At 66.7% G+C, this 12,672-nt stretch carries 11 protein-coding genes; 5 read left to right on the plus strand and 6 right to left on the minus strand.

From position 1 onward, the window contains the following. Positions 1–12 precede the first annotated feature (12 nt). Genes J7E45_RS01045 through J7E45_RS01055 form a run of 3 tightly spaced genes read right to left on the minus strand, consistent with a single transcriptional unit; the run spans position 13 to position 2,721 of the window. Entirely contained in the window at positions 13–1,011 is a 999-nt protein-coding gene (locus J7E45_RS01045) for a DNA-formamidopyrimidine glycosylase family protein (protein WP_215066548.1), read from the minus strand. Between the two features lies 1 nt (position 1,012). Next, positions 1,013–1,498: a ribose-5-phosphate isomerase gene (locus tag J7E45_RS01050; protein WP_215066549.1), complete on the minus strand. Its 486-nt coding sequence runs from the start codon at positions 1,496–1,498 to the stop codon at positions 1,013–1,015. A 38-nt stretch (positions 1,499–1,536) separates the two neighbouring features. Continuing rightward, positions 1,537–2,721 carry a ferrochelatase gene (locus J7E45_RS01055; RefSeq protein WP_215066551.1) on the minus strand — a complete coding sequence of 395 codons (1,185 nt, stop codon included), beginning with the start codon at positions 2,719–2,721 and terminating at the stop codon, positions 1,537–1,539. Positions 2,722–2,898: 177 nt separating this feature from the next. Between J7E45_RS01055 and pepN the strand changes: the two genes are divergently transcribed. The 4 genes from pepN to J7E45_RS01075 all read left to right on the plus strand — a co-directional run bounded on the left by pepN (position 2,899) and on the right by J7E45_RS01075 (position 8,797). After that, a complete protein-coding gene (gene pepN / locus J7E45_RS01060; protein ID WP_215066553.1) occupies positions 2,899–5,451 on the plus strand; it encodes an aminopeptidase N in 2,553 nt (850 codons plus the stop codon). A gap of 165 nt (positions 5,452–5,616) precedes the next feature. After that, positions 5,617–6,690 carry a mechanosensitive ion channel family protein gene (locus J7E45_RS01065; RefSeq protein ID WP_215066556.1) on the plus strand — a complete coding sequence of 358 codons (1,074 nt, stop codon included), beginning with the start codon at positions 5,617–5,619 and terminating at the stop codon, positions 6,688–6,690. Then, positions 6,687–7,136 (plus strand): globin, encoded by a 450-nt coding sequence (locus J7E45_RS01070; protein ID WP_215066558.1) that lies wholly within the window; start codon positions 6,687–6,689, stop codon positions 7,134–7,136. The genes J7E45_RS01065 and J7E45_RS01070 overlap by 4 nt, the downstream gene beginning before the upstream one ends. Continuing rightward, positions 7,133–8,797 (plus strand): FAD-binding dehydrogenase, encoded by a 1,665-nt coding sequence (locus tag J7E45_RS01075; RefSeq protein WP_215066560.1) that lies wholly within the window; start codon positions 7,133–7,135, stop codon positions 8,795–8,797. Before J7E45_RS01070 ends, J7E45_RS01075 begins: the two co-directional genes overlap by 4 nt. 46 nt (positions 8,798–8,843) lie before the next feature. On the opposite strand, the gene J7E45_RS01080 is transcribed toward J7E45_RS01075, so the two are convergent. Continuing rightward, positions 8,844–9,509 (minus strand): hypothetical protein, encoded by a 666-nt coding sequence (locus J7E45_RS01080; RefSeq protein ID WP_215066562.1) that lies wholly within the window; start codon positions 9,507–9,509, stop codon positions 8,844–8,846. 50 nt (positions 9,510–9,559) lie between these two features. Between J7E45_RS01080 and J7E45_RS01085 the strand changes: the two genes are divergently transcribed. Beyond that, positions 9,560–10,450, plus strand: a complete 891-nt coding sequence (locus J7E45_RS01085) for an acyl-CoA thioesterase II (RefSeq protein WP_215066564.1) — start codon at positions 9,560–9,562, stop codon at positions 10,448–10,450. Between the two features lie 36 nt (positions 10,451–10,486). Here the strand turns inward: J7E45_RS01085 and J7E45_RS01090 are convergent, their stop codons facing one another. Both J7E45_RS01090 and ettA read right to left on the minus strand, forming a co-directional pair. Beyond that, positions 10,487–10,972 carry a thioesterase family protein gene (locus tag J7E45_RS01090; protein WP_091036194.1) on the minus strand — a complete coding sequence of 162 codons (486 nt, stop codon included), beginning with the start codon at positions 10,970–10,972 and terminating at the stop codon, positions 10,487–10,489. 7 nt (positions 10,973–10,979) lie between these two features. Continuing rightward, positions 10,980–12,659: an energy-dependent translational throttle protein EttA gene (ettA, locus tag J7E45_RS01095; RefSeq protein ID WP_091036191.1), complete on the minus strand. Its 1,680-nt coding sequence runs from the start codon at positions 12,657–12,659 to the stop codon at positions 10,980–10,982. Positions 12,660–12,672 lie beyond the last annotated feature (13 nt).

Raw genomic sequence — 12,672 nt, forward strand, 5'->3', positions numbered from 1 at the left:
CCACGGAGCCCGTCACGCCTGGCAGCGCGGGCACCAATAGAGCTTGCGGGCGCCGATCTCCTCGAGCGCGATCTCCGTGCCGCAGACCCGGCACGGCAGCCCCGCCCGGTGGTAGACCCAGTGCCGGTCGTCGCGGTTCGCCATCGCTGCGCGGTAGTCCTCGGCGGTGAGACCGTCCATCGTCATCATCTGGCCCGTCTCGACGCCGATCGCCAGGAGCCGCACCCAGTCGTGCCAGAGCGCGCGCACGACCTCCTCCGGGACGTCTCGGCCCGGAGTGTGGGGGTTCAACCGCTGCCGATAGAGCATCTCGGCGCGGTACACATTGCCGATCCCGCTTACGACGGACTGGTCCATCAGCAGCAGCGCGATGACCGTCGACTTCTTCCCGACCGCCCGGACGAACCGCTCCTCGTTCTCGACCGGATCTCCGACCAGCGGGTCGGGCCCGAGCTTGGCGATCGTTGCCAGCATCTCCTCCGGCGTCTGCAGCACGCACGCCGTCGGACCGCGCAGGTCGGCGGCGGTGATGTCGGTCATGAGGCGCAGACGCACCTGTCCGACGACCGGAGGCGGCCATTCGAGTCCCTCGTCGGCGAGGCCCTTCGTCTGCTCCGACATGCGCACATGCACCCTCGTGCGCCGTGGCGCCCCGATGGATGCGAGAGAGTTCTCACCGGCGTCATCGAGGATGGCCTCGTCGAGCAGGGTGCCGCGCTGGTTCGTCTGCCCCATCCGCCCGTTGGCCGAAGCGATGGTCGGATCGACGATGATCTCGCCGGCGAAGTCCCAGGCGCCGTAGAGACCGAGGTGCACACGCAGCCAGAGGTCGCCCTCCGTCTCGAGGAACATCTGTTTGCCCACGGCCTGCACACTCACGGCCGTACGTCCATCGAGAACCGCTGCCCCCTCGGCGAACCGGCCCTGCGGGCTGGACGCGCTCAGGGTCTTGCCGACGAAGTTGCGATCGAACTGCCGCGCGATCCGGTGAACGGAGTGACCCTCGGGCATGTCAGGCCCGGGGATCCGGCAGCAGGGACCCGTCGCGCTCGAAGTCCGCGATCTGCCCGATCCGTCGCACGTGGCGCTCATCACCCGAGAAAGGTGTCTGGATGAACCGATCGATGAACGAGGTCACTTCTTCGAAGGAGTGTTGCCGGGCACCGATCGAGATGACGTTCGCGTCGTTGTGCTCACGGGCGAGCTCGGCCGTCGAGAGGTTCCACACCAGAGCGGCCCGCACCCCCTCGACCTTGTTTGCTGCGATCTGCTCACCGTTCCCCGAACCGCCGAAGACGACGCCGAGAGCGTCGACACCGTCGCGCTGGTCGGCGATGACCGCCTGAGCCGCGCGGATGCAGAACGCCGGATAGTCGTCGACCGCGTCGTACTCGATCGGGCCATGATCGACGACCTCATGCCCCGCGGCGCGCAGGTGCTCCTGCAGCTGGGTGGAGAAGTCGAGTCCCGCATGGTCGGTGGCGATGTGGATGCGCATGACTTCCATCCTAGAAGCGGCGATGGTCGACTCCGGGGTCATGGGGCGACGCCGGCGGCGGCGGGCTTGAAGCCCGCCCGAATGTTCTCGCAGCACCCTGGCCGGCAGACGTCGAAGCCGCCGGGGAGTGAGGTGACATGGGCACGCTCCTCATTGGGGCGACCCTGGAGTCGTTCCTGGATCAGGTCGACGATGCCGTCGACGAATGCCGGTGACACGCCGGGCGTGGGGGTGCGGGTGAAGGCGAGTCCGGCCTCTTCCGCGGCCTCAGCCGCCTCGGTGTCGAGGTCCCACAGGACCTCCATATGATCGCTCATGAAGCCGACGGGGACGACCGCCACTGCCTTGCGTCCTCGGTCGGGCAGCTCACCGATCACATCGCACACGTCGGGCTCGAGCCACGGTTGCGAAGCGGGACCGGACCGGGACTGGTAGACGAGCTCCCACGAGACGTCGGCCGCTGCGGGAACCGTCTGGCGAACCCGATCCATGACCCAGGCAGCCACGGCGAGATGCTGCGCGGCGTACGCGCCTCCCTCTCCCCAGTCGATGTCTCGCGCGCCGGAGCGCTCAGCGTCGGCCGTCGGGATGCTGTGCGTGGAGAACAAGATCTGGATGTCCGCCGCCGCGACGCCGTCGGCCAAGAAGCCCTCGACAGCCTCGCGGACTCCGGTCTCGAATGCCTCCACGAAACCGGGGTGGTCGTAGAAAGGTCGGATCTTGTCGATCGTCACGGTTTCACCCAGTCCGGTCTCCTCCAGGATGCGAGCGAAGTCCTCGCGGTACTGACGGCAGCTGGAGAAGGAGCTGTAGGCACTGGTGGCGAACGCCAGCAGCGTGTTGTGACCATTGGTCGAGGCCTCGGTCACCACCTCTTCGAGATACGGGGCCCAGTTGCGGTTGCCCCAGTAGACGGGGAGCATGATCCCGCGCGCGGCGAGGGCGGCCTCGAGTGCTTGCTTCAGCACGCGGTTCTGTCCGTTGATCGGGCTCACCCCGCCGAAGTGCCGATAGTGATGCGCGACCTCCTCGAGCCGTTCGTCGGGGATTCCTCGGCCACGGGTCACGTTTCGCAGGAACGGGATGACGTCTTCCTGGCCCTCTGGACCACCGAACCCCGCGAGGAGGATCGCGTCATAGGCGACCGGCGTGGTCACGAAGGGCGCACCGCCGGCGGCAGCAGGCGAGGCAAAGGGAACGGCATTCGGCTCGATCGCAGTCACCCCTCCATCCTTTCACCTCGACGGACCACGGGGGTCCCACCGCACCGTTTCTATCCCGCTCCGTTCCCGACTTCGATGCGAGGAGGCAGTCGCCGCACTGGCGTAGGCTGTCAGGGTTGCCGTCGGCGCCAACTGCGCCCACCCCGGTGACATCCCCTCACCCCTGGGAGTACAGCTGTGCCTGGAGAGAACCTCACCCGTATCGAAGCGCAGGAGCGCCGCGACGTCATCGACACTCAGTCCTATGAAGTCGCCCTCGATCTGACCAAGGGTGCCGAGGTCTTCGGCTCCCGCAGCGTGGTGCGCTTCACCGCGACGCCGGAGAGCTTCAGCTTCATCGATCTGATCGCGCGCGACGTGCGTGAGATCTCGCTCAACGGCGAACAGCTCGATCCGAACGAGGTGTTCGCCGACTCGCGCATCGCCCTCACCGGGCTGCAGGCCGAGAACGTGCTGGTCGTCGATGCCGACTGCCTCTACACGAACACCGGCGAAGGCCTGCACCTCTTCGTCGACCCGGTCGACGAAGAGGTCTACCTCTACTCGCAGTTCGAGGTCCCGGACTCGCGTCGCGTGTTCGCCGTGTTCGAGCAGCCCGACCTCAAGGCGACGTTCCAGTTCACCGTGACCGCCCCGGCCTCATGGAAGGTCATCTCCAACTCGCCCACGCCAGAGCCCATCGTGCACGACGACGACTCGACGGCGACCTGGGGCTTCGAGCCGACCCCGCGCATCTCCTCGTACATCACCGCTCTCGTCGCCGGACCGTACGAGTCCACGTTCTCGGAGCTCACCAGCGCGTCGGGTCGGGTGATCCCCCTCGGCGTCTACGGACGCAAGAGCCTGTGGCAGCACCTCGATGCCGACTACATCTTCGACAAGACCCGCGAGGGTTTCGCCTACTACGAGTCGAAGTTCGGGGTTCCGTACCCGTTCGCCAAGTACGACCAGCTGTTCGTCCCGGAGTTCAACGCCGGCGCGATGGAGAACGCAGGAGCGGTGACGTTCACCGAGACCTATGTCTTCCGCAGCAAGGTGACCGACGCCGTCAAGGAGCGCCGCGTCGTCACGATCCTCCACGAGCTCGCACACATGTGGTTCGGCGACCTCGTCACCATGAAGTGGTGGAACGACCTCTGGCTCAACGAATCGTTCGCCGAGTGGGCGTCGACCATCGCCACCGCCGAGGCCACCGAGTGGACGGAGGCGTGGACGACGTTCAACGCCATGGAGAAGACCTGGGCGTACCGCCAGGATCAGTTGCCTTCCACCCACCCGATCGTCGCAGAGATCAACGACCTCGAAGACGTGCAGGTCAACTTCGACGGCATCACCTACGCCAAGGGCGGCTCGGTCCTGAAGCAGCTCGCGGCCTGGGTCGGCATCGAGGCGTTCTTCGCCGGTGTCTCGCAGTACTTCCAGAAGCACTCCTGGGGCAACACCGAGCTGAGCGACCTGCTCTCGGAGCTCGAGGCCACCAGTGGTCGTGACCTCACCACCTGGTCCAAGAAGTGGCTCGAGACGGCCGGCGTCAACACGCTCGAGCCGGTCATCGCCGAGAACCATGACGGCACGATCTCGCGCTTCGCCATCACGCAGACGGCCCCCGCGGACTACCCGACCATCCGACCCCACCGTCTGGGCATCGGCTTCTACACGCTGGCGGACGGTTCACTCACGCGCACGCACTACCTCGAGGTCGACGTCGACGGCGACCGCACCGAGGTGCCGGAGCTGCAGGGCATCGCCCGCCCCGACCTCGTGCTGCTCAACGACGAGGACCTCGCGTACGCGAAGATCCGGCTCGACGAGAAGTCGCTCGCCACCGCGATCGCGCACCTGGCCGACATCCACGATCCGCTCGCCCGCTCGCTGGTCTGGGGTGCCGCGTGGGATCAGACGCGGGATGCGGAGACGGCGGCCTCCGCCTACATCGACCTCGTGCTCGGGAACATCGGCCGGGAAACCGAGTCGACGACCGTGCGCACCACACTCGCTCAGCTGCGGACGGCCGCCACGCTCTACGTCGCTCCGGCTGAGCGCGAGACGGCACGCCTCAAGGTCGCCGACGGGCTGTGGAGCCTGGCGGAGTCGGCCGAGCCGGGCAGCGACAGCCAGCTGCAGTTCGTCACCGCCTTCGCGAACGCCCTGGTGACCCAGGACCACGCGGGAATCGTGGGCCGTCTGCGTTCCGGTGAGGACACGCTTCACGGTCTGGAGATCGACGCAGACCTGAACTGGCAGCTGCTCGTGGGTCTCGCCACCATCGGTGCCACCGATGCCGCGGCCATCGATGCCGCTCTGGCGGCGGACAACACCGCCAAGGGCGGGGAATTCGCCGCTCAGGCGCGGGCGTCTCTGCCCGACTCGGCCTCCAAGAAGGCGGCATGGGCTTCGCTCATCGAGCGCGACGATGCCCCGAACACGATCGTCCGCTCCGCCGCGCTCGGTTTCACGCATCCTGCCGGCGCCGCAGTGCTGGGCGAGTTCGTCCCCGCCTACTTCGACATGCTGCTCCCCATCTGGGACACTCGCACCTACCAGATCGCCCAGTACCTGATCGTCGGACTCTTCCCGACGGCTCTCGCCGATGCTGCGCTCCGTGACGCGACGCGCTCCTGGCTGGCCACCAACCAGGACGCCGCGCCTGCACTCCGACGCCTGGTACTCGAGAACCTCGCCGACGTCGAGCGCGCACTCGCTGCACAGGCACGCGACGCGGAGGACTGAGCGCCCCGCGTCAACTCCCACCGGGAGTCTCTCGAAACGGAGACCACCCACCTCGCTCTCGGAGTGTCCAGCACGGACACGCCATAGCGGACGTGGATGGTCTCCGTTTTCGTACGGCGCATCCATCCAGCCCGCACAGAGGCCCGCTCGCTAGGATCGTGACTGATGATGCTCCCCTTCGATGTCAACGATCCTCCCGTGGAAACCCCCCTTCCCGACTGGGTGACGAACCTGCTCGAATGGCTGAGCCACGTCGGTATGAAGGCCCTCACCGTCGCGATCATCATCGCCAGCTGTGTGGTGATCGGGCTCATCCTGCGCCTGGTCATCCGACGGGTCGTCCACCGCATCGTCGACAGCGCGAAGAGCAAAGCATCGGTCGATGACACCCAGGCGCTGGAGCGGTCGCCGCTCGCCGATATGCGACTAGTCCAGCGCACCCGCACGCTCGGCACCATCTTGCAGAACATCGTCAACGTGATGCTCGTGGTCATCGCGATCGTGCTCATCGTGAACGCCCTCGACCAAAGCCTGCTGGGGTCGCTGACCCTGCTCACTGCGGCGGTCGGCGCCGGTCTCGGTTTCGGCGCACAGAACATCGTCAAGGACGTGCTCAACGGCATGTTCCTCGTGGCCGAGGACCAGATCGGCATCGGTGACGTCGTCGACCTCGGACTCGCGAGCGGTGTCGTGGAGTACGTCAGCGTTCGTATCACCCAAGTGCGCGACGTCAACGGCACCCTCTGGTACGTGCGAAACGGCGAGGTCACCCACATCGGCAACATGTCGCAAGGATGGGCGCGGTCGATCATCGACCTCGGCGTCCCGGCCGACTCCGACCTCGAGCAGGTCGAGCACGTCATGCTCGAGACCGCGCAGGGGCTGGCGAAAGACCCGAAGTGGCGCACGCGCATAATCGAGAAGCCGGAACTCTGGGGGCTGGAGTCGATCGACGGTGACGCTCTCGTCGTCCGCATCGTGATCAAGGCACGCGCCAACGCGAAGGACGACGTGGCACAGGAGCTGCGCCGCCGCCTGCGCGCCGCGCTCCTCGAGAAGGAGATCAGCGTGCCACGCATGGTCGATGTCGTGCCGACGGGGCTCGATGGCGCCCGCCGGGTACGAGGCGCGAATCCTCCCCGGACGCGACCGAACGCGGTGACCGGCGTGCCGGTGATCCCCGACCGTGGAATCTGGCGCCGCAAGAAGCCGAACGACGACGGGAGTCCCCAGAAGTGACGTTCTACGACGAGATCGGCGGGCATGACACGTTCACGAAGATCGTGTCGGTGTTCTACCGCGAGGTCGCCCTCGATCCCGTGATGAAGCCGATGTATCCGGAGGAAGACCTCGGCCCCGCCGAAGACCGGCTCCGCATGTTCCTCGAGCAGTACTGGGGCGGTCCGACGACGTACGGCGACACGCGTGGGCATCCCCGACTGCGGATGCGGCACATGCCGTTCCACATCGATGCCGACGCACGCGATCGTTGGCTTCGTCACATGCGGACCGCCGTGGACGAGGCGCAGTTGTCTCCTCTGCACGAAGCGACGCTCTGGGACTACCTGGAGCGGGCTGCGTATGCCATGGTGAACACATTCGAGCCTTCGGGGATCGGGGCCGCTCCCGGCGGTCGCCCCACGCTCGAAACCCGATCACGTCAGGAATCAACGGAGAACTCATGACGACGAAGCCCCTGTCCACAGATGTTCTGGTGATCGGATGGGGGCTGGCCGGACTCGTCGCCGCCTCCGAGGCTCTCGACGCTGGCCGTCGCGTCATCCTGGTGGACCAGGAGCCGCGGACGAACCTCGGCGGTCAGGCCTGGTGGTCGTTCGGCGGGCTCTTCTTCATCGACTCCCCCGAACAGCGGCGGCTCGGGATCAAGGACTCCCTCGAGCTCGCGACCCAGGACTGGTTCGGCAACGCCGGGTTCGACCGGCCAGAAGACGAATGGCCGAGGCGCTGGGCAGAGGCCTACCTGCAGTTCGCAGCCGGAGAGAAGCGCTCGTGGCTGCGCGAGCGCGGCGTCGGGTTCTTCCCCGTCGTGGGCTGGGCGGAACGCGGCGGCTACGGCGCCATCGGACCGGGCAACTCGGTTCCGCGATTCCACATCACCTGGGGCACAGGGCCCGGCATCGTGGCTCCGTTCGCCGCCGCCATCGAGCAGGGCGAGCAGGACGGACGCCTGACGGTCCTCCCGCGGCATCGGGTCTCCGAACTCGTGGTGACCGACGGCGCGGTCACCGGTGCGCGCGGAAACGTGCTCGCCTCGTCGGGCGCATTGCGTGGTGCGGTGTCGTCGCGCGAGATCGTCGGCGAGTTCGAGATCGCAGCCGGGGCGACCATCGTGTCCTCGGGCGGCATCGGTGGGAACCACAACCTCGTACGCGCTGCGTGGCCCGAACGCCTCGGTACTCCCCCCGAGCACATGCTCACGGGAGTACCCGCCTATGTCGACGGATCCATGTACAGCGTGAGCGCGGCCGCCGGTGCGCGGTTCATCAACGGCGACCGGATGTGGCACTACGTCGAGGGCATCACGAACTGGGACCCGGTCTGGCCGTCTCACGGCATCCGGATCCTCCCTGGGCCGTCATCGCTCTGGCTGGATGCGACGGGCAAGCGCCTCCCGGTGCCGCTGTTCCCCGGGTTCGACACGCTGGGGACCCTCGAGCACCTGCGGACCACCGGTCACGATCACTCCTGGTTCGTCACCTCGCGGCAGATCGTCGAGAAGGAGTTCGCGCTCTCGGGGAGCGAGCAGAATCCCGACCTCACCGGCAAAGACGTCCAGCTGCTGCTGAAGTCGAGACTCGCCAAAGGGCCGACCGGACCGGTGCAGTCCTTCCTCGATGAGGGTGAGGACTTCATCGTCGAGAACGACCTCGAGTCGCTGCTCGAGCAGATGCAGCGCCACCCCGGCGGCGAGTTCCTCGACGTCGACAATGTCCGCCGCGAGGTTGTCGCCCGAGATCGAGAGATGGACAACGACTTCACGAAGGATGCGCAGATCGGCATGCTTCGTTCCATGCGTGGTTATCGCGGCGACAAGCTGATCCGCACCGCAGCACCACATCGCCTGCAGGACCCGAGCGCCGGGCCGCTGGTGGCGGTCAAACTCCACGTCCTCACGCGCAAGTCGCTCGGCGGGATCAACACCGACCTCGAAGGCCGTGCCCTCGATGCGAACGGAGACCCGATCCCCGGACTCTACGCCGCGGGTGAGGCGAGCGGTTTCGGCGGTGGTGGAGTTCACGGCTATCGCGCGCTCGAAGGCACCTTCCTCGGAGGATGCCTGTTCTCCGGCAGAGCCGCCGGCCGCGCAGCCGCAGCCGCGGGCTGACGAAGACGGTTCGAAACCGAGCGCGGGGAGAATCCGCGCGCGGCGACTAGACGGCGGAGCCGGTGGAACGGATGCCCGTCAGCCCGGTGGCCACGGGACCACGCACCAGAACATGTCCGCGACGGAAGGTGAGACGCGTCCACCTGCCGGATCGCGAGATCTGGACCTGCTCTTCGCCGGAGATGAAGCCCATCGCATCGGCGGCGAATGCTGCGCCTCGGGGCAGCCCTCCCAGATCCTCATCGGGTTCACCCCAGATCGCGGCGCGGAGTGCGCGGACCGCTTCTTCGCCTGAGCCAGGACCCGCCCCCCGTGCGACGGCTGAGATCCCCCACTGGGCACGCTGCGCGATCACGGAAGCTACCAGCGTCGCCTCCGTCGCCCACGCGCTTCGAGGTGGGGCGATGCCAGCCCAGGCCGGAGAGAGACCCGTTTCCGGGAGAGTCAGTCTTTCGGCGTCGTCCGTCTTCGAGAGCTGATCGACGACGATGTCGCACTCGAGCTCTGGGTCGGCATGCACGATGCGCATCGCCAGGACGGTCGGCGTCTGGTCGAACAGACCCTGCGGTGCGAGTACGGCGGTGGTCAGCGCGAGCACACCGTTCGCCGCCTGCAGGCGCACCCCTTCGTCGGTGATCCTGGTCGCTCGACCGACGAAGGTCAGAACATCCTTCGCGGTGTCGGGGTCGGCGAGGAGGAGGTGATGAGGCACGCGTTCTAAACTACCAACGGTGCGGCATGTGGGGTCGCGGAGAGGAACACATGAGCGCGGACCAGCACGCCATCCAGACCGTCGAGCGACTTCTCGAGGTCCTCGATCTCGACGCGGCTCAGGCTCGCACCACAGAGGACATCTTCACCGGCTCCTCGCATCCGATGCCCAGCGGCCGCATCTACGGGGGCCAGGTGCTCGCTCAGGCTCTGCTCGCCGCGGAGCGGACGCTTCCCGAGGACCGCGCAGTGCACTCGATGCACGGGTACTTCCTGCGTCCCGGGGATGCGAGCCAGGGAATCACGATCGCGGTGGATCGTATCCACGACGGCCGATCGTTCTCGACCAGGCGGACCCAGGCATACCAGAACGGCGTGCCGATCTTCTCGATGATCGCCTCGTTCCAGGACGCCGATCCCGGCGTGGAGCATGCCGAGCCGATGCCGGCGGACATTCCCGACCCCGACGAGCTCACCCCGGATGAGGAGCGTGTCCACGGGCTGCCGGAAGGCACCACGCGGATGCTCAGTGAACGGGCGGCCGATGTCCGGCACGTCGACTCTCCGATGTATCTGCCCAGCGAAGAGGCACAAGTGCCCCGTCAAGCCGTGTGGATGCGATTGCGTGCCCCGCTCCCCGACGACCAGCGCCTGCACCGAGCGGCTCTCGCCTACCTCAGCGACATGACGATCCAGGAGTCGATTCTGCGGGCCCACGGCGTCTACTGGGCGCTTCCGGGTCTGAAGGTCGCGAGCCTCGATCATGCGATGTGGTGGCACCGCCCGGCGCGGGTCGACGAGTGGCTGCTCTACGTGCAGGAGTCGCCGAATGCGCGCGGGGGGCGTGGACTCGCCACAGGACGCATCTACACGCGCGATGGCGCGCTGGTCGCGAGCGTCGCGCAGGAGATCATGATCCGCGTTCCCGAAGAGTCGCCCTAGAGGCCGTTCCCAGCGTCATCCACTGTGAACGGCACGTCAGCGGTGGGAGTACTCGATCGACGCGCCCACGTACGGCTCCCAGGCGTCGCGCATCTCCTGCGTGAGTCGGGTGGGACGCCCGGTCTGAGCGTCGACCAGCACGATGATCGCGGTCGATCGGGCGTAGATCTGTCGCGGTTCCGCACTGGGGTCGTTGTGCACCTCGTAGCAGACTTCGACGCTCGAGCCGCCGAGCTTGCCAAACCACATCTGCACCTCGAGCGGACGTCGCTGATACGGCACGGGCGCGAGGTACTCGATCTCCTGGCGCGCGATGAGGGTCAGTATGCCCTCGTCGATGCCGGAGTCGAGCACCGCCGTCGATGGTGCCTCCTCGCCGGGGCCGGCACGCCAGAAGGCTCTGACACGAGCCTCTTCGAGCAGCTTCAGCATCGAAGTGTTGTTGACGTGGTTGAACGCATCCAGATCACCCCAGCGGAGGTGGATCGGGATGTGCAGACGCGGCCCCGGCGAAGCGGACATCTCGGCCTCAGTCGCGCGTCAGCTTGCGGTGGGTCGAGCGGTGCGGCTTCGCGGCGTCGGGGCCGAGGCGCTCGATCTTGTTCTCCTCGTACGCCTCGAAGTTACCCTCGAACCAGTACCACTGGCCGGGCTTCTCGTCGGTGCCCTCGTAGGCGAGGATGTGCGTCGCGATGCGGTCGAGGAACCACCGGTCGTGAGTGATCACCACCGCACAACCGGGGAACTCGAGCAGGGCGTTCTCGAGCGAGCTGAGAGTCTCGACGTCGAGGTCGTTTGTCGGCTCATCGAGGAGCAGCAGGTTGCCGCCCTCCTTGAGCGTCAGCGCGAGGTTCAGGCGGTTGCGCTCACCTCCGGAGAGCACACCGGCCTTCTTCTGCTGGTCCGGGCCCTTGAAGCCGAACTTCGACACGTAAGCACGGGACGGGATCTCGGTCTTGCCGACGGTGATGTAGTCCAGGCCGTCGGAGACGACCTCCCACAGCGTCTTGTTCGGATCGATGTTGGAACGCGACTGGTCGACGTAGCTGATCTTGACCGTCTCACCGATCTTCAGGTCTCCCCCGTCGAGCGGCTCCAGACCCACGATCGTCTTGAAGAGCGTGGTCTTACCCACACCGTTGGGTCCGATCACGCCGACGATGCCGTTCGGCGGGAGGTTGAAGCTCAGGCCGTCGATCAGGACGCGACCGTCGAAGCCCTTCTGCAGCTTCTTGGCGTCGATGACGATGCCACCCAGACGCGGGCCTGCGGGGATCTGGATCTCGTCGAAGTCCAGCTTCCTCGTCCGCTCCGCCTCCGAAGCCATCTCCTCGTAGCGCGCGAGGCGGGCCTTCGACTTGGTCTGTCGGCCCTTCGCGCTGGAGCGGACCCACTCCAGCTCCTCCTTGAGGCGCTTGGCCAGCTTGGCGTCCTTTTTGCCCTGGACCTCGAGGCGTTCGCCCTTCTTCTCCAGATAGGTCGAGTAGTTGCCCTCGTAACCGATGAGGCGACCGCGGTCGACTTCGGCGATCCACTCGGCGACGTGGTCGAGGAAGTACCGGTCGTGGGTGATCGCGATCACGGCACCCTTGTACGCCTGCAGGTGCTGCTCGAGCCAGAGCACGCTCTCGGCGTCGAGGTGGTTGGTGGGCTCGTCGAGGAGCAGGAGGTCGGGCTTCTGCAGGAGCAGCTTCGCGAGCGCGACACGACGCTTCTCTCCACCGGAGAGCGGCGCGATCGCCGCGTCGGCCGGGGGCGTCCGCAGAGCATCCATCGCCTGATCGAGCTGCGAGTCGAGGTCCCAGCCGTCGGCTGCGTCGATCTCTTCCTGCAGCGTGCCCATCTCCGCGAGCAGGGCGTCGAAGTCGGCGTCGGGCTCGGCCATCAGCAGCGAGATCTCGTTGAAACGGTCCACCTTCGGCTTGATGGCGATGCCGTCCTGGATGTTCTCGATCACCGTCTTGGACTCGTCGAGCTCCGGCTCCTGCATCAGAATGCCGACCGAGTAGCCCGGCGAGAGCTTCGCCTCGCCGTTGGACGGAGTGTCGAGACCGGCCATGATCTTGAGGATCGTCGACTTTCCGGCGCCGTTCGGACCGACCATGCCGATCTTGGCTCCGGGAAGGAACGCCATGGTGACGTCGTCGAGGATGAGCTTCTCGCCCACTGCCTTACGCGCACGCACCATCGAGTAGATGTACTCAGCCATACCGTTTAAACAC

It is taken from the genome of Microbacterium sp. ISL-59 (assembly GCF_018613945.1).
GTDB classification, from domain to species: domain Bacteria; phylum Actinomycetota; class Actinomycetes; order Actinomycetales; family Microbacteriaceae; genus Microbacterium; species Microbacterium oxydans_B.

Bases quoted from the DNA above. Each gene is read 5' to 3' on its own strand.
- J7E45_RS01045 (WP_215066548.1), bottom strand. From the start codon at position 1,011: ATGCCCGAGGGTCACTCCGTTCACCGGATCGCGCGGCAGTTCGATCGC.
- J7E45_RS01050 (WP_215066549.1), bottom strand. From the start codon at position 1,498: ATGCGCATCCACATCGCCACCGACCATGCGGGACTCGACTTCTCCACC.
- J7E45_RS01065 (WP_215066556.1), top strand. From the start codon at position 5,617: ATGATGCTCCCCTTCGATGTCAACGATCCTCCCGTGGAAACCCCCCTT.
- J7E45_RS01075 (WP_215066560.1), top strand. From the start codon at position 7,133: ATGACGACGAAGCCCCTGTCCACAGATGTTCTGGTGATCGGATGGGGG.
- J7E45_RS01085 (WP_215066564.1), top strand. From the start codon at position 9,560: ATGAGCGCGGACCAGCACGCCATCCAGACCGTCGAGCGACTTCTCGAG.
- J7E45_RS01090 (WP_091036194.1), bottom strand. From the start codon at position 10,972: ATGTCCGCTTCGCCGGGGCCGCGTCTGCACATCCCGATCCACCTCCGC.
- ettA (WP_091036191.1), bottom strand. From the start codon at position 12,659: ATGGCTGAGTACATCTACTCGATGGTGCGTGCGCGTAAGGCAGTGGGC.